The organism is Saccharopolyspora kobensis (assembly GCF_900108315.1).
In the GTDB taxonomy this organism is placed as follows: domain Bacteria; phylum Actinomycetota; class Actinomycetes; order Mycobacteriales; family Pseudonocardiaceae; genus Saccharopolyspora; species Saccharopolyspora kobensis.
In genome coordinates this window covers 168,801-183,219 of sequence record NZ_FNVB01000006.1, presented here as the reverse complement: position 1 = coordinate 183,219, position 14,419 = coordinate 168,801, and the positions used below count along the sequence as shown (strand labels likewise).

The 14,419-nt window shown below is 71.2% G+C and carries 13 protein-coding genes, 2 tRNA genes and 1 other RNA gene; 12 read left to right on the top strand and 4 right to left on the bottom strand.

From position 1 onward, the window contains the following. Positions 1 to 170: 170 nt before the first annotated feature. A complete protein-coding gene (locus tag C4T78_RS21275) occupies positions 171 to 1,142 on the bottom strand; it encodes a prephenate dehydrogenase (protein WP_093356208.1) in 972 nt (323 codons plus the stop codon). 123 nt (positions 1,143 to 1,265) lie between these two features. Here C4T78_RS21275 and C4T78_RS21270 point away from each other — a divergent pair, with 123 nt between their 5' ends. The 5 genes from C4T78_RS21270 (at position 1,266) to C4T78_RS21250 (ending at position 3,325) form a co-directional block, all read left to right on the top strand. After that, a complete protein-coding gene (locus tag C4T78_RS21270) occupies positions 1,266 to 1,754 on the top strand; it encodes a tRNA adenosine deaminase-associated protein (RefSeq protein WP_093158132.1) in 489 nt (162 codons plus the stop codon). After that, positions 1,751 to 2,239, top strand: a complete 489-nt coding sequence (locus C4T78_RS21265; RefSeq protein WP_093356207.1) for a nucleoside deaminase — start codon at positions 1,751 to 1,753, stop codon at positions 2,237 to 2,239. Before C4T78_RS21270 ends, C4T78_RS21265 begins: the two co-directional genes overlap by 4 nt. A gap of 69 nt (positions 2,240 to 2,308) precedes the next feature. Beyond that, positions 2,309 to 2,524 carry a CsbD family protein gene (locus C4T78_RS21260; protein ID WP_093356206.1) on the top strand — a complete coding sequence of 72 codons (216 nt, stop codon included), beginning with the start codon at positions 2,309 to 2,311 and terminating at the stop codon, positions 2,522 to 2,524. 113 nt (positions 2,525 to 2,637) lie between these two features. After that, positions 2,638 to 3,195 carry an RNA polymerase sigma factor gene (locus C4T78_RS21255; protein WP_235863712.1) on the top strand — a complete coding sequence of 186 codons (558 nt, stop codon included), beginning with the start codon at positions 2,638 to 2,640 and terminating at the stop codon, positions 3,193 to 3,195. 44 nt (positions 3,196 to 3,239) lie between these two features. Further along, positions 3,240 to 3,325: transfer RNA gene (locus C4T78_RS21250), tRNA-Ser, on the top strand. Positions 3,326 to 3,365: 40 nt separating this feature from the next. On the opposite strand, the gene C4T78_RS21245 is transcribed toward C4T78_RS21250, so the two are convergent. Then, entirely contained in the window at positions 3,366 to 3,695 is a 330-nt protein-coding gene (locus tag C4T78_RS21245) for a hypothetical protein (RefSeq protein ID WP_093356205.1), read from the bottom strand. Positions 3,696 to 3,844: 149 nt separating this feature from the next. On the opposite strand from C4T78_RS21245, the gene C4T78_RS21240 reads away from it, so the two are divergent. Then, positions 3,845 to 5,635, top strand: a complete 1,791-nt coding sequence (locus tag C4T78_RS21240) for a DUF8508 domain-containing protein (protein ID WP_093356204.1) — start codon at positions 3,845 to 3,847, stop codon at positions 5,633 to 5,635. Between the two features lie 101 nt (positions 5,636 to 5,736). Here C4T78_RS21240 and C4T78_RS21235 read toward each other — a convergent pair. After that, positions 5,737 to 5,822, bottom strand: a tRNA-Ser gene (locus C4T78_RS21235). Between the two features lie 132 nt (positions 5,823 to 5,954). On the opposite strand from C4T78_RS21235, the gene C4T78_RS21230 reads away from it, so the two are divergent. The 3 genes from C4T78_RS21230 (at position 5,955) to C4T78_RS21220 (ending at position 8,910) form a co-directional block, all read left to right on the top strand. Further along, on the top strand, positions 5,955 to 6,323 hold the full coding sequence (locus C4T78_RS21230) for a hypothetical protein (protein ID WP_143185949.1): 369 nt from the start codon (positions 5,955 to 5,957) through the stop codon (positions 6,321 to 6,323). A gap of 113 nt (positions 6,324 to 6,436) precedes the next feature. Beyond that, positions 6,437 to 6,531: signal recognition particle sRNA small type (gene ffs / locus C4T78_RS21225), an RNA gene on the top strand. A 60-nt stretch (positions 6,532 to 6,591) separates the two neighbouring features. Next, the gene (locus tag C4T78_RS21220; RefSeq protein WP_093356201.1) at positions 6,592 to 8,910 is read left to right on the top strand and encodes a DNA polymerase III subunit gamma and tau; all 2,319 of its coding nucleotides are present in this window, start codon (positions 6,592 to 6,594) and stop codon (positions 8,908 to 8,910) included. Positions 8,911 to 9,133: 223 nt separating this feature from the next. Here C4T78_RS21220 and C4T78_RS21215 read toward each other — a convergent pair whose 3' ends face one another. Further along, complete coding sequence (locus tag C4T78_RS21215) at positions 9,134 to 10,936, bottom strand: alpha/beta hydrolase family protein (RefSeq protein ID WP_093356200.1); 1,803 nt, start codon at positions 10,934 to 10,936, stop codon at positions 9,134 to 9,136. A 171-nt stretch (positions 10,937 to 11,107) separates the two neighbouring features. Between C4T78_RS21215 and C4T78_RS21210 the strand changes: the two genes are divergently transcribed. The 3 genes from C4T78_RS21210 to C4T78_RS21200 all read left to right on the top strand — a co-directional run bounded on the left by C4T78_RS21210 (position 11,108) and on the right by C4T78_RS21200 (position 14,349). Then, positions 11,108 to 11,443, top strand: a complete 336-nt coding sequence (locus C4T78_RS21210; RefSeq protein ID WP_093356199.1) for a YbaB/EbfC family nucleoid-associated protein — start codon at positions 11,108 to 11,110, stop codon at positions 11,441 to 11,443. Between the two features lie 325 nt (positions 11,444 to 11,768). Beyond that, a complete protein-coding gene (gene recR, locus C4T78_RS21205; RefSeq protein WP_093158117.1) occupies positions 11,769 to 12,365 on the top strand; it encodes a recombination mediator RecR in 597 nt (198 codons plus the stop codon). A 289-nt stretch (positions 12,366 to 12,654) separates the two neighbouring features. Then, the gene (locus tag C4T78_RS21200) at positions 12,655 to 14,349 is read left to right on the top strand and encodes an ABC transporter substrate-binding protein (protein ID WP_093356197.1); all 1,695 of its coding nucleotides are present in this window, start codon (positions 12,655 to 12,657) and stop codon (positions 14,347 to 14,349) included. Positions 14,350 to 14,419: the final 70 nt, after the last annotated feature.

Here is a 14,419-nt window from a genome sequence, read left to right as displayed (position 1 = left end):
GTGTCGGTCGCGTGCCGCGGCCGCGGCTACCAGCCAGGGTGAAATTTCAATGGAAATCGGACCTCTGATTTCAATTGAAATCGCGGGGGTCGTCGGTGTGTCGTGGGGCGACACGCCGATGATCGGCAATTTCAATTGAAATCGTGGTGGTGATTTCAATTGAAATTGCGTCAGGCGGCGGTCGGGATCTCGATCTCGGCGGTGTCGGCGGTGAGCGCGACGACCCGGCCGCCGATCTCGCCGATCTCGCGCAGGCGCTCCGCAGCGGTGGCGTCGAGGCGGACGGTCGTGCTCGTCCGGTCGGACGTCAACAGGTCGTCGAGGTAGCGGCGGGCGTCGTACCCGGCATCCACAGTGGACTTCAAGCCGCCGGTCGAGGCGAGCGAACCGCGGGCCGCGCCCAGCCGGCCGAGGGCGTCGTCGACCGCGTCGAGCAGAGCGCTGCGATTGCCCTCCGTCATGGCCCGGACGAGATCGGGCGAGCTTCCCGCGACCCGCGTGCCGTCGCGGAACGAGCCCGCCGCCAGCGAGAGCGCGAGCGGCCCGCCGTCGGCGCCGGTGGCCGCGAGCACCGCGGCGAACACGTGCGGCAGGTGCGAGATCCGGGCGACGGCGGAGTCGTGCGCCGCAGCGGAGGTGGGCACCACCTGCGCCCCGCAGTCCAGCGCCAGCTGGGCGGCCTCCCGCCACGCTTCGAGCGAAGTGTCCTCATCGAGGGTCACCGCCCAGGCCGCACCGGAGAACAGCTCGCCGGAACCGGCCGCCCAGCCGGAGCTGGACAGCCCGGCCATCGGGTGCCCGCCTGCGTAGCGGGCCCCGGGCAGCACGCTGCGCACCTCGGCCGCGACCGGGTCCTTGACGCTGACCACGTCGGTCAGCCACGCCTCCGGCGCGTGCTCGGCGATCTTGCGCAGCACGCCGCGGACAGCGGTCAGCGGGGTGGCCACGACGACCAGCGCGTCCTCGGCGGCGGCCCGGCGCAGCGCTTCGTCGACCTCGACGGTGTCGAAGCCGTCCGCCCGCGCTGCGGCGGCGTCGTCCTCGGAAGTGGTGGTGCCCCAGACGGGGCGCCCGGCGGCGGAGGCGGCCCGCAGCACCGAGCCGCCGATGAGTCCCAGTCCGATCACGCACACGGCACGCATTCACCCATCCTGCCCGACCCCGTCCGGTTGAGGCACACCCGGTTGAGCGGCATTCGGTGCTCAGAAGGTTACGAGCGCGCAATAGTGCTTTCGGGTGGCGTTCGCACGCTCTACGGTGTCCACATGACGGTGCAGGAGCCGGTCTCGGGCTTCGCCGTCGCCGTGGTGCGGGAAGACGGGCGGTGGCGGTGCAGCGCGATGGACAGAACCGCGTTGACCGGCCTGGACGCCTCGATCACGGCGTTGCGCGAGCTGCGTTCCACCGGCGCGGTGTTCGGCATGTGCAATGTGGACGACGAGTTCTTCGTGCTGATCCGGCCGGTGCCCGGCGGGGTTGACCTGCTGCTGTCGGACGCGGCCGCGGCGCTGGACTACGACATCGCCGCCGATGTGCTCGACCTGCTCCGCGTCGAACCACCCGACGAGGACGACGAGGAGGTCTGGCCGGAGGGCAATCTGGCCGTCCTGGCCGACCTCGGGCTGCCCGAGGGCGAGCTGCTGGTGATCATCGAAGAGGTCGACCTCTACCCCGACGAGCAGCTGGTCATGATCGCCCAGCGGTGCGGCTTCGGGGACGACTTCGAGAAGCTGCTGGAGAAGTTGGAGCAGTGAGCGAGTCCGGTTTCCGCGCCGGTGACGTCGAGCTGGTGCGGGCCGCGCTGCGGGTCGCCGCCGAAGCGCCGTCGACCGGCGATGTCCCGATCGGTGCGGTGGTGGTCGGTCCGGACGGCCGGGTGCTGGCCGAGGCGCACAACCAGCGCGAAGCCCGCAACGATCCCACCGCGCACGCCGAGGTCCTCGCGCTGCGCGCCGCGGCCGCCGCGCACGGCGACGGCTGGCGGCTGGAGGGCTGCACGATCGCGGTCACCGTCGAGCCCTGCACGATGTGCGCGGGTGCGCTGGTGCTGGCCAGGGTGGCCAGAGTGGTGTTCGGGGTGTGGGAACCGCGCACCGGCGCGGTCGGCTCGCTGTGGGACGTGGTGCGCGACCGCAGGCAGAACCACCGGCCCGAGGTGGTCGGCGGTGTGCTGGCCGACGAGTGCGCCGCGCTGCTGGAGCGGTTCTTCACCACCCACCGGAGTGACGCGGGCCACTGAGATGTGATGTTGGGCGCGGTTCGGGTAGCCGACCGGGTGCACGTGTTCCCCGTAGGAACGGAGTGACCGATGGGTGTGTTCGACAAGGCCAAGCACCAGGCGGAGCAACTGGCCGGGCAGGCGAAGGAAGCCCTCGGCAAGGCCACCGGGAACGACGAGATGAAGCGCTCCGGCAAGAGCGATCAGGTGTCGGGCGAGGCCAAGGAGACCGGCCAGGACATCAAGGACCGCGCCGCCGGGACCGTGGACGACGTGAAGGACCGCTTCCGCGACGACAAGAAGTAAGGAATATTCCACCGGTTCGGGTGGCCTGTCCGGGCCGCCGTCGGGACCGTGGCCTGTGACGATGGGTCCGCTCCGCTTCGCCGGGGCGGACCCATCGCGTTGCAGGGAGTGACGTGGAGCCGACCGATGCGGTGCTGGCGGAGCGCATCGCCGCTGGCGACGACGAGGCGTTCGAACAACTGGTGCACCGCTGCTCGGCTCCGCTGCTGCGCCTGGCGCTGCGCATGCTGGGCGACCGCGCCGACGCCGAGGACGTGGTGCAGGAAGCGTTCGTCACGGTGTGGCGGCGAGCCGGGGAGCTGGTCGAGCCCGCGGCGCTGCGGACCTGGCTGTTCCAGATCGTCCGCCGCCGCTGCCTGATCGTCCTGCGCGCCAGGCGCACCCGCCGCACCGAGCCGGTGTGGTCGGTGCCGGAGCAGCGGTCGATGGCCGGCCGCCCACCGCTGGCCGACCCGCAGCGCGCCGCCGAAGCGGCCGCGGGAGTGCTGGACCTGCTGCACGCGCTGGCCGCCCTGCCGCCCCCGCAGCGCGAGGTCTGGCTGCTCGCGGAGATCGACGGCCTGTCCTACCTGGAGATCGGGCGGCGCGTCGGTGCAGGTGAGCAAGCGGTGCGCGGCCGCCTGTTCCGGGCCAGGGTCGCCCTGGCGGACGCCCTCCGCGCCTGGCGCTGACCCCGCTGCGGGCCGCGCGAACCCGAACATGTAGCCTAGTCGGCGGTAGCGTGTCCGAGCGGCCGAAGGAGCGCGCCTCGAAAGCGCGTGTGGTTAACAGCCACCGTGGGTTCGAATCCCACCGCTACCGCTCGCAAGGGCCGGTTCCCGCCAGGGGACCGGCCCTTCTGCTATTGCACGAAGGTCACGTACAGCGCGAAGAGCCCGGCGGGCGCCAGCGCGAGCGCGGGAATGCCGCGCAGCAGCACCGATTTCGTCGTCCGGCCGCGAAGCGCCACGACCAGCTGGACCGCGGCCAGCACCAGGCCCAGGAGGCCGAGCGCGATCGGGAGGCTCATCGTCTCGGCGCAGTCGGAGTTGTCGAAGTCGTCGGTGCACATCGCGGAGAGCCCGACCAGCACCGCGCAGAACAGCGACCAGGGCACCAGCACCGCGCAGGTGGCGAGGGTGACCAGGACCCGCGCGCCGATCGGCGCGGTGGTGTTCCCTTCGGAGATCACGCCGCTCAGTCCAGCCGACCTCCGCGCACCCGGGAAGCGTGGAACTACTCAGTCGGCGAGCGCGGCGATGTTCACTTGATCGTGTGTCGCTCGTCGCTTCGGGCGGGTAGCTTCTCGTCGATCATGTCGCTTGGCGAGGGGAAGCCGGAGTGCGCGTCACGTCACTGCTCGTCGCTACCGGGGTGCTGCTGTCGCTGGCGCCCGCGGCCGCTGCCGAACCGGTCGTTCGGATCCACGACATCCAGGGCACCGCGCGGGTGTCCCCGCTCGACGGCCAGCGGGTGACCGGCGTCGCCGGTGTCGTCACCGGGGTTCGCGGGTACGGCTCGGTGCGCGGCTTCTGGTTCCAGGACCCGGAGCCCGACGGCGATCCGCGCACCAGCGAGGGCCTGTTCGTCTTCACCGGGAAGCAGACACCGGCGGTGGCCGTCGGAGATGCCGTGGTGGTCGGCGGGAAGGTCACCGAGTACTACCCGACCGCGAGCGGTGAAACGCCGGAGACCACGGCGAACCAGTCGGTCACCGAGCTGGTCGAGGCGAGCTGGCAGCTCACCGGCAGGGGCGAGGTGCCAGCCGAGGTGGTCGGCCCGGACGCGGTGCCCGGCGAGTTCGCGCCGCTGGAGGGCAACATCGACAAGCGCGAGCTGGAACCGCAGCGCTACGCGCTGGACTACTACGAGTCGCGCGAGGGCATGCTGCTGCGGGTCGACGACGCCCGGGTGGTCGGGCCGACCGATTCGTACCGGGCGCTGTGGATCACCAGTAAGCCGGAGCACAACGCCAACGGCCGCGGCGGCACCACCTACACCGACTACGCCGATGCCAACGCGGGTCGCCTCAAGGTCGAATCGCTGGCCGACGGCCCGTTCCCCGCGGCCAACGTCGGGGACAGCTTGCGCGGCAGCACCGAGGGTCCGCTGGACTACTCCCGCTTCGGTGGCTACGTGCTGGAGGCCACCGGCCTCGGCGAGCACCGGCCCGGCGGCCTGCGGCCGGAAACCACCCGCCCGCAGCGCGATGACGAGCTGGCGATCGCCACCTACAACGTGGAGAACCTCGCGCCGGACAACGATCAGGCGAAGTTCGACCGGCTCGCGCAGGGTGTCGTCGAGCACCTGGCCGCGCCGGACGTCCTCGCGCTGGAAGAGGTCCAGGACAACAGCGGCCCGAACGACAACGGCGTGGTGGCCGCCGACGAGACCCTCCGCCGGTTCACCGACGCGATCGCGGCGGCCGGCGGCCCGCGCTACCTGTGGCGCCAGATCGACCCGCAGAACAACGCCGACGGCGGCCAGCCCGGCGGCAACATCCGGGTGGCGTTCCTCTACAACCCGGCGCGGGTGTCCTTCGTGGACCGGCCGGGCGGCGACGCGACCACCCCGGTGCACCCGGTCGAGCGCGGCAACCGGCTGGGGCTGAGCGCCTCGCCGGGCCGCATCGACCCGGCCAGCGACGCCTGGACGGCCAGCCGGAAGCCGCTGGCCGGCGAGTTCGTCTTCCGCGGCCGCACCGTGCTCGTGGTGGCCAACCACTTCAACTCCAAGGGCGGCGACCAGCCGCTGCACGGCCGCTTGCAGCCGCCGGAGCGCGTTTCCGAGCTGCAGCGCGAGAAGCAGGCGCAGGCGGTGCGCGGTTTCGTCGACGAAGCGCTGGCCATCGACGACCAGGCCCGCGTGGTCGTCCTCGGCGACCTCAACGACTACGGCTTCGCCCCGGCGGTGCAGCGCCTGACCGAGGGCGGCGCGCTCGTGCCGCTGGCCGGCGCGCTGCCCCCGCTCGAGCGCTACAGCTACGTCTACGAGGGCAATTCCCAGCAGCTGGACCACATCCTGGCCACGCCGTCGCTCCGCGCCGACTACGACCTGGTGCACATCAACGCGGAGTTCGCCGACCAGGCCAGCGACCACGACCCCCAGATCGCCCGCTTCACCGTCCGCTGACCACGACCGCGAAGACGCCCCGGCCCCGGCCGGGGCGTCCTTTTCGCGCGCGAAACGACGGATGCCCCCGCGAACATCTCGCGGGGGCATCCGTCTCAGCGCGGAGGATACGGGATTCGAACCCGTGAGGGCTATTAACCCAACACGATTTCCAATCGTGCGCCTTAGGCCGCTCGGCCAATCCTCCGTGCGGAAGCCTAGCAGAGGGCTTCCTGAGCAGCGGATAAGGGTCATGACCTGGACGGACGATCTTTCGGGCGAGGTGCGGATGTGCGCGAACGGGCCACGGGAGGGCGTGCTGGATGTCAGGCTCGCTCCCATGTCGATCAACGATTCCCACGGTGATCCGGCAGCCGGATTCGGAGCCGTCCTCGGTGAAGCCGCTCGTGCCTACCTCAACGCTCGTCGCTGGTTCTGGATCGGCATGGCCGCGGTGATCCTCAACGCGGCGGCGTGGCTCGCCGCGACGATCGCGTGGACGACGGGACTGCTGCCGCCGGACGCGGCCCAGTACTGGCAGCAGTTCTCCTACGTCCTGATCATCCCGCTGGTGATGTTGTCCGCCGGCGCGGGGGGCAGTCGCCAGACGGCGGCGACTTGGATGCGCAGCGTGCAGCTCCGCCTCGCTCCGGACTCGTACACCAGTTCGCTGGTGGCCGATGCGCGCCGGTTCGCCCACCAGCGCTAGGCGAGTGCCGAATGCGCAGGTCGGTCGCCGGGCTCGGGGCCTGCGGCGAGCTGCGCGGCGATCAGTGACCGAGGCCTCCTCGCGGAGCGCCCGGGTAGTCGGGTTACACTGTCCGTGGACCTCGTGCGACGTCCATCCTGTGAACTCCCCCAGGGCCGGAAGGCAGCAAGGGTAAGCGGGCTCTGGCGGGTGCACGGGGTCCCCTTACTTTTCCGGGGGCCTTCGGGTCCTGTCCGCTGTGTCAGCCGTACCGCGTAGGGTTCTGCTCGTGGCGCTCGCCCTCTACCGCAAGTACCGGCCGGCGACCTTCGCTGAGGTCGTCGGGCAGGAACACGTCACCGAGCCGCTGCGGACCGCGCTGTCCTCCGGCCGGATCAACCACGCCTACCTGTTCTCCGGGCCGCGCGGCTGCGGCAAGACCTCCAGCGCGCGCATCCTCGCGCGCTCGCTGAACTGCGCGCAGGGCCCGACGGCCGACCCGTGCGGCGAGTGCGACTCCTGCGTCGCGCTGGCCCCGGAGGGCGGCGGCAGCGTCGACGTCGTGGAGCTCGACGCGGCCAGCCACGGCGGCGTCGACGACACCCGCGAACTGCGCGACCGGGCCTTCTACGCGCCCGCCCAGTCGCGGTACCGGATCTTCATCATCGACGAGGCCCACATGGTCACCACGCAGGGCTTCAACGCCCTGCTGAAGATCGTCGAAGAGCCGCCCGAACACCTGATCTTCGTCTTCGCCACCACCGAGCCGGACAAGGTGCTCACCACCATCCGGTCCCGGACCCACCACTACCCGTTCCGGCTGATGCCGCCGGGCGTGATGCGCGAGCTCGTCGAGCGGATCTGCGCCGACGAGGGCGTGCAGGTGGAGCCCGCGGTGTTCCCGCTGGTCATCCGGGCCGGTGGTGGCTCGGCGCGCGACACGCTGAGCGTGCTCGACCAGCTGCTGGCGGGCGCGACCGACCAGGGCGTCACCTACGAGCGGGCGATCGCGCTGCTCGGCGTCACCGACGTGGCCATGATCGACGACATGGTCGACGCGCTCGCCGGCGGCGACGCCGCCTCCGTCTACGCCACCGTCGACCGATTGGTGGAAGCCGGTCACGACCCGCGCCGCTTCGGCTCCGACCTGCTCGACCGGCTCCGCGACCTGATCCTGCTCTGCTCGGTGCCGGACGCCGCCGACCGCGGCTTGGTGGAAGCGGCGGGCGACGAGCTGGAGCGGATGCGGCGCCAGGCCGAGCAGCTCGGCCCGGCCACCCTGTCCCGCTTCGCCGAGATCGTCCACACCGGACTCTCCGAGATGCGCGGCGCCACCGCGCCCCGCCTCCTGCTGGAGCTCCTCTGCGCCCGGATGATGCTCCCGGCGGTCTCGGACTCCGAAACCGCACTGCTGCAACGACTCGAGTCGATCGAACGCCGAGGCGTCATCGCGCCGAGCGGCGGCGGAGCGCCCGCACCGCAGCCGGAAGCCGCGGCAGCGGCGGACGGCGACTCCCGGCCGCGCCGGGTCTTCCAGCGCCCGCACGAGCGCGCAGCGGCGGAAGCCGCCGAGCGCAGCGACGGAGCGGCGCAGGGTGGAGCGGCGGTGCCGAGCGCAGCTGCGGAGCAGCGGAGCGGCGGTGCGGCGGAGCCGGGTGCAGCTGCGGAGCAGCGGAGCACCGGTGCGGCGCAGGGTGCCGTTGCGGCGCAGCCGCAAGGCGCTGGGCGTGCGGAGCAAGGCGGAGCTGCGGAGCAGCGGAGCGTTGCGGCAGCGCAGCCGAACGGAGCTGCGGAGCAGCGGAGTGCCGTCGGTGCGGAGCCGCAGCGCGGCGCAGCTCAGGCGGAGCCGTCGGGCGGCGGAGCGGCGGGAGCCGCGCCAGCGGCGTTCGACGCGGCGAAGACGCGGCAGGTGTGGAACGACGTGCTGCAGGCCGTCGCGAAGCTGAACCGGCCGACGCAGGCTCTGCTGCTCAACGCCACCGTGCAGGAGATCCGGGTCGACGACGGCGTGGTCGTGCTGTCGATGCCGACCTCCGGGCTGGTCAAGCAGTTCGCCCAGCAGCGGCGGCTGGACTTCGTGCGGCAGGCGCTGGGCCAGATCATCAGCCACCCCGGCGAGTGGGAGATCCAGTGCGTCGAGGCCGGTGCGGCTCCGCCGCCCGCTCCGGCGCGCCCGGCCGCGCCCAAGCAGCCTCTGCAGCGCCGGTCGACCGCGGCCGCCGAGGCGGCGGGCGAGCAGCCGAACAGCCAGGCCCCCGGTGGCCGTCCGAGCGCTCAGCCGACTCGTCCGTCGCAGCAGGCCCGCGCGCAGGCGCCCCGGCAGGGCACGGTGCCGCGTCCGCCGGAACCCGACGACATTCCGCCGCCACCTGAGCCGCCGGACGAGGAGCCCCCGCCGCCGGACTACGTCCCGCCGCCGGAGCCGGTCAAGCCGCCGGAACCGGAGCCCGCGCCGAAGCCGTCGCCCAGCGACGACGAGGAAGACCCGGAGGCGATGCTCGCCGAGTCCTCCCCGTACGACGCCAGCACCCCCATCGGCCCGGACCCGGAAGCAGCCGCGGTCGAGCTCTTCGAGCGCGAGCTCGGCGCCCGCCGAATCGACAACTGACCCACCGGCACGGCGGTCACGACCACCCGCCCCACCCCGGATTTCCGCAATTTCAATTGAAATCGGACCTCCGATTTCAATTGAAATTGCGTCAGGTCATCCACAGGGACCGGGTGGTTGTCCACAGGCCCCGGCGTGTCGGGCACCAACACGCCGGTGATCCGCAATTTCAATTGAAATTTGACATCTGATTTCAATTGAAATTGCGTCCGGTCGGAGGTCGTCAGGGCCTTGCTAGGTGGCGTGCGAGGAAGGCGAGGACCTTCGGGTAGGCGTCGAGGCGGTTGGGGCGCTTCGCCAGGCCGTGGCCTTCGTCCGGGTAGACCAGCAGCTCGCACTCCAGGCCCTTCGCGCGGACCGCGGCCGCGATCTGCTCCGCTTCCGACAGCGGCACCCTCGGGTCGTTCGCGCCGTGCAGGACGAACAGCGGCGCCGCGATCGCCGCGACCTCGGTCAGCGGCGAGGCCTCGTGCAGGAAGTCCGCGTCGGCGGCCAGCGAGCCGTACTCGCGCTCGCGGTGGGCTCGCCGGTAGGGCGCGGTGTTCTGCAGGAACGTCACCAGCGACGAGATGCCGACGATGTCGACGCCCGCCGCCCAGCGCTCCGGCTGGAACGCCAGCCCCGCCAGCACCATGTAGCCGCCGTACGAGCCGCCCCACAGCGCCGCGCGGCGCGGGTCCAGGCCGATCGCGGGCAGCCAGTCGTGCAGGTCGGCGAGGTCGGCCACCGCTTCCAGCCGGTTGCGCCCGTCGTCGGCGGAGTACCACCGCTTGCCGTAGCCGGTGGAGCCGCGCACGTTCGGCACCAGCACCTCGTGGCCCTGCGCGACGAGCGCTTGGACGATCGGGTTGAAGCCGCGCACCGACTGGCTCTCCGGTCCACCGTGGACGATCAGCACGGCGGATCCGGCCAGCTGCGGATCGGGTTCCGCAGGCGAGTACCGGAAGCACGGCAGCCGTTCGCCGTCGCGGGTCGGCACCCGGTGGGTGGTCGGCTGCACCGGCAGTTCGCCGGCGAGCTGCGCGGCGGAGTCGGTCAGCGCGCGGCATTCGCCGGTGGTCGCGTCCACCAGGAGCACATCGCCCGGAACCGCCGGTGCGGTGAAGGTCAGCGCGACGAACCGCGAGTCCGGGGACCACACCGGTTGCGGCAGCGGGAACGCGCACCAGCCGTCCGCGGGCAGGCGCACCTCGTGCCGCCGCCGACCGGTCGCCGCGTCGTGCAGCGCCAGTCGGCTGGCTCCGTCGTCGTTGGCCTGCACGAGCAGCGTCGAGCCGTCCGGCGACGGCCAGCCGGTCAGGTCGTGTTCGTCGGAGGTCACCAGCCAGGTCCGGTTTCCGGTGTCCGGGTCGATGCGGGCCACGCCGGTGCGGTCGCGCTCGAAGTTCGTGGTGGTGATCAGCCCGGAACCGCCGGGCAGCCAGTGGACGTTGGTGTGCCGGGCGGCCACTTCGCGACCGGTCAGCGTCCGCACCCGGCCCGCGTCGACGACCACCAGCTGGTCGGACATGGGCGGCCCGCCGGGCACGGTGACCGCGGTGCGGTCGCCGTCGGCCGCGACCTCCAGCACCATGCCGCCCTGGTCGTAGACGACGTGCTCCTCGCCGGTGGCCACCTCGCGGACGATCACGTCGAAGTCGACGCCGTTGCGGCGGTTGGTGCTGTAGACGATCCGGCCCGGCAGCACGTCCAGCAGCCGGTGCACGTGCTCGGGATCGCGGACCAGCGGGCACAGCTCGGGCAGCCGCACCGGTCCCGGTCGCGGCTGGTCCAGGCGCAGCAGCGACAGCTGGCCGCGCTCGTCGCCGTCGGTGTCGTGCTGCACCACCACCGCGCGCTCGCCCGGTAAGTAGCGGCCGGTCACGGCACCGGACAGCGCGGTGAGCCGGGTGCTCGCGCCGTCGGCGAGCTCGACCAGCTGCGTCGAGCCGGACTCGTCGGAGCCGGCCAGCACCCGGCCGGTGCCGGTCACGTCGAATGCCCGCCAGCTGGTGAGCTCCAGCAACCGCACGATGTCCAGCGCCATGCCGACACCCTGTCACGCGCGACCCGCTGAGCCCAGGGGCCGACCGGGGGCGCTCGTTCCCGAGGCGACCACGCACGCAGACCGGGCACCAGCAGGCTCTAGGCTGGGTGGTGTACCCCGTGCTCGTGCCGCCCGATCGGGCGCGGGTCCCGCGAGACGAGGAGGAGCACCGTGCAGCCAGGTGGCCAGCCGAACATGCAGCAGATCATGGAACAGGCGCAGAAGATGCAGCAGCAGCTGATGACCGCGCAGCAGGAGCTCGCCGAGGCGGAGGTCACCGGTAGCGCCGGTGGCGGCCTGGTGACCGCGACGGTCACCGGCGCCGGTGAGCTGAAGGGCCTCACCATCGACCCGAAGGCGGCCGACCCGGAGGACACCGAGACGCTGGCGGATCTGGTGGTCGCCGCGGTGCGCGACGCCAACCGCGCGGCGCAGGAGCTGCAGGCGGCGAAGATGGGACCGCTGACCAGCGGCCTCGGCGGCGGCCTGTCCCTGCCGGGCATGTGATCACGGGATTCCGGCCTCGTTCTGCGCGGCGGTGCGGGTGGCGAACCGGAGAGGTCCCCTGGACTGCGGCTGCCCAGCCTGGTGCACGACCGGTGCACGGCGGCTGGGCCGTCCTCGCCGGGAAACCTCTCAGAACCCGCGCCGGTGCGAGTTCGCGAGGGCGGATCCGAAAGCGCCTTCGGCGCTTGCGACAGCCCGCGGCGCACCAGGCGTCGCGGCTGCGGTGGCCGATCAAGACGAAAGAACCTCAGTCGGAGCTGTGCGGTCGAGCCGGCTTCGAGCGCGGTTCGCTTGGGACCGCGCAGGCCCCGGAAACGAGCGAGAAGTGTACGAAGGTCCGGTACAGGATTTGATCGACGAGCTCGGCAGGTTGCCGGGCATCGGTCCGAAGAGCGCGCAGCGCATCGCCTTCCACCTGCTCGCGGCCGAGCCCGCGGACGTGACCCGGCTGCAGGAAGTGCTGCAGAAGGTCAAGGAAGGCGTGGTGTTCTGCGACGTCTGCGGCAACGTCTCCGAGGAGACCACCTGCCGCATCTGCCGGGACGTCCGCCGCGACAAGGCGCTGGTGTGCGTCGTCGAGGAGCCCAAGGACGTGCTGGCCGTCGAGCGCACCCGCGAGTTCAAGGGGCGTTACCACGTCCTCGGCGGGGCGCTGGACCCGTTGTCCGGGGTGGGCCCGGACCAGCTGCGGGTGCGCGAGCTGCTGGCCCGCATCGGCAAGGACGACATCACCGAGGTGATCATCGCGACCGACCCGAACACCGAGGGCGAGGCGACCGCGACCTACCTGGTCCGGATGCTGCGGGACTTCCCCGGTCTGACGGTCACCCGGCTCGCGTCGGGCCTCCCGATGGGCGGGGACCTGGAGTTCGCCGACGAGCTCACCCTCGGCAGGGCGCTCTCCGGACGCAGGGCGCTCTAGCCCCGAACCTCTGAAGCCGCCCGGTGACGCACGCCGTCGCCGGGCGGCTTCTTCACATCCGCGTTCGCCGGGTGTTTACGTTTTTCCCGTATTTGCCGGAACTCCGCAGCGGAGTTGCCATGACGGCAAGTAGTCGAATTCGCTGGTACGGGCGGGTGATCGATAGTTATCGATCGGGTTCATTAGGTAGCCCTAAGTAGTCGGATCGTAACCTCTGGGACTCCATCGAACGCGTGGTGCGGGTTAGTCTCACGGCACTCTGAGACCTGAGACACACTGAGGTGCTTCCATGAGTAGAGCTCCATCGGCGCCACGCCGCGCGTTCACCACGCGGCGCCGTGTCGCCACTGTCGGCGTCGCGCTCGTCGCGGCCACTTCGCTGGCCGCGTGCGCGCAGTCGCAGCGCGAGGCCGGGGGCGGAGAGGGCGGCACGCTCACCTTCGGCGCGGCCGGTGCTCCCGACGGGTTCGACCCCTTCTACGCCTCCGACGGCGAGACCTTCCGGGTCAGCCGGCAGATCATGGAGGGCCTGGTCGGGTTCAAGCCCGGATCCGCCGACGTCGAACCGGAGCTCGCGGAGAGCTGGGAGCACAGCCCGGACGGCAAGTCCTGGACGTTCAAGCTGCGCACCGGCGTGAAGTTCCACGACGGCACCGACTTCAACGCCGAAGCGGTGTGCAAGAACTTCCAGCGCATGTTCGACCAGACCGGCGCCGGGCAGAACCAGGCGCTGTCGTACTACTGGATCGAGAACTTCGGCGGGTTCTCCGACGGCAAGACGCCGTCGCTGTACCAGTCCTGCGAGTCGCCCGACCCGACGACCGCGGTGGTGCACCTGACCCGCGCCAGCTCGAAGTTCCCGGACATCCTCGGGCTCCCGTCGTTCAGCATGCAGTCGCCGACGGCGATGGAGAAGTACAAGGCAAACGACGTGCAGGCCCAGGGCGACAGCTTCGTCTACCCGGAGTACTCGCGCTCGCAGCCGACCGGCACCGGTCCGTTCAAGTTCGCCTCCTACGACGAGGGCAACGGCACCATCAAGCTGGTCCGCAACGAGGAGTACTGGGGCGAGAAGGCCAAGCTCAACGAGCTGATCTTCCGCATCATCCCGGACGAGACGGTGCGCAAGCAGGAGCTGGAGTCGGGCGCCATCGACGGCTACGACTTCCCGAACGCCGCCGACCTCAAGGCCCTGCGCGACGCCGGGCACAACGTCCAGGTCCGCGACCCGTTCAACATCATGTACCTGGGCATCACCCAGAAGAACAACCCGGCGCTGAAGGACGTGAAGGTGCGCCAGGCGCTGGCTTACGCGCTGGACCGCGAGACGCTGGTCAAGGCGAACCTGCCGGAGGGCGCCTCGGTCGCCACCCAGTTCTACCCGGACACAGTGGACGGTTACGCCGACGACGTGCAGAAGTACCCGCACGACCCGGCGAAGGCCAAGCAGCTGCTCGCCGAGGCGGGCGTGCCGAACCTGACGGTGAACTTCTACTGGCCCACCGAGGTGACCCGGCCGTACATGCCGGACCCGCAGGGCATCTACAACGCGCTCGCCGAGAACCTGCGCGCCGCGGGCATCACCGTGAACCCGGTCAGCAAGCCGTGGAACGGCGGCTACATCGACGACGTCGACAACGCCAGGGCCGACATCTTCCTGCTCGGCTGGACCGGTGACTACAACACGCCGGACAACTTCATCGGCACCTTCTTCGGCACCACGGAGAACCGCTTCTACACGGCGGGCTCGCCGTGGGGCGCGGACCTGGCGAACCAGCTGAAGGCCGCCGACGCCGAGCCGGACGAGGCCAAGCGCGAGCAGATGTACCAGGACATCAACCGCAAGCTGATGTCCGAGTACCTGCCTGCCATCCCGCTGTCGCACTCGCCGCCGGCGATCGTCACGAGCGCCGAGGTGGAGGGTCTGCAGACCTCGCCGCTGACCGCCGAAGAGTTCGCCTCGGTGAGCATCTCGGGCCAGTGAGTTGACGATTTCGCGCGAAACCGGCGCGGCTCCCGCACGGGGTCCGTCGGTTTCGCGCGAAATCGCGCTC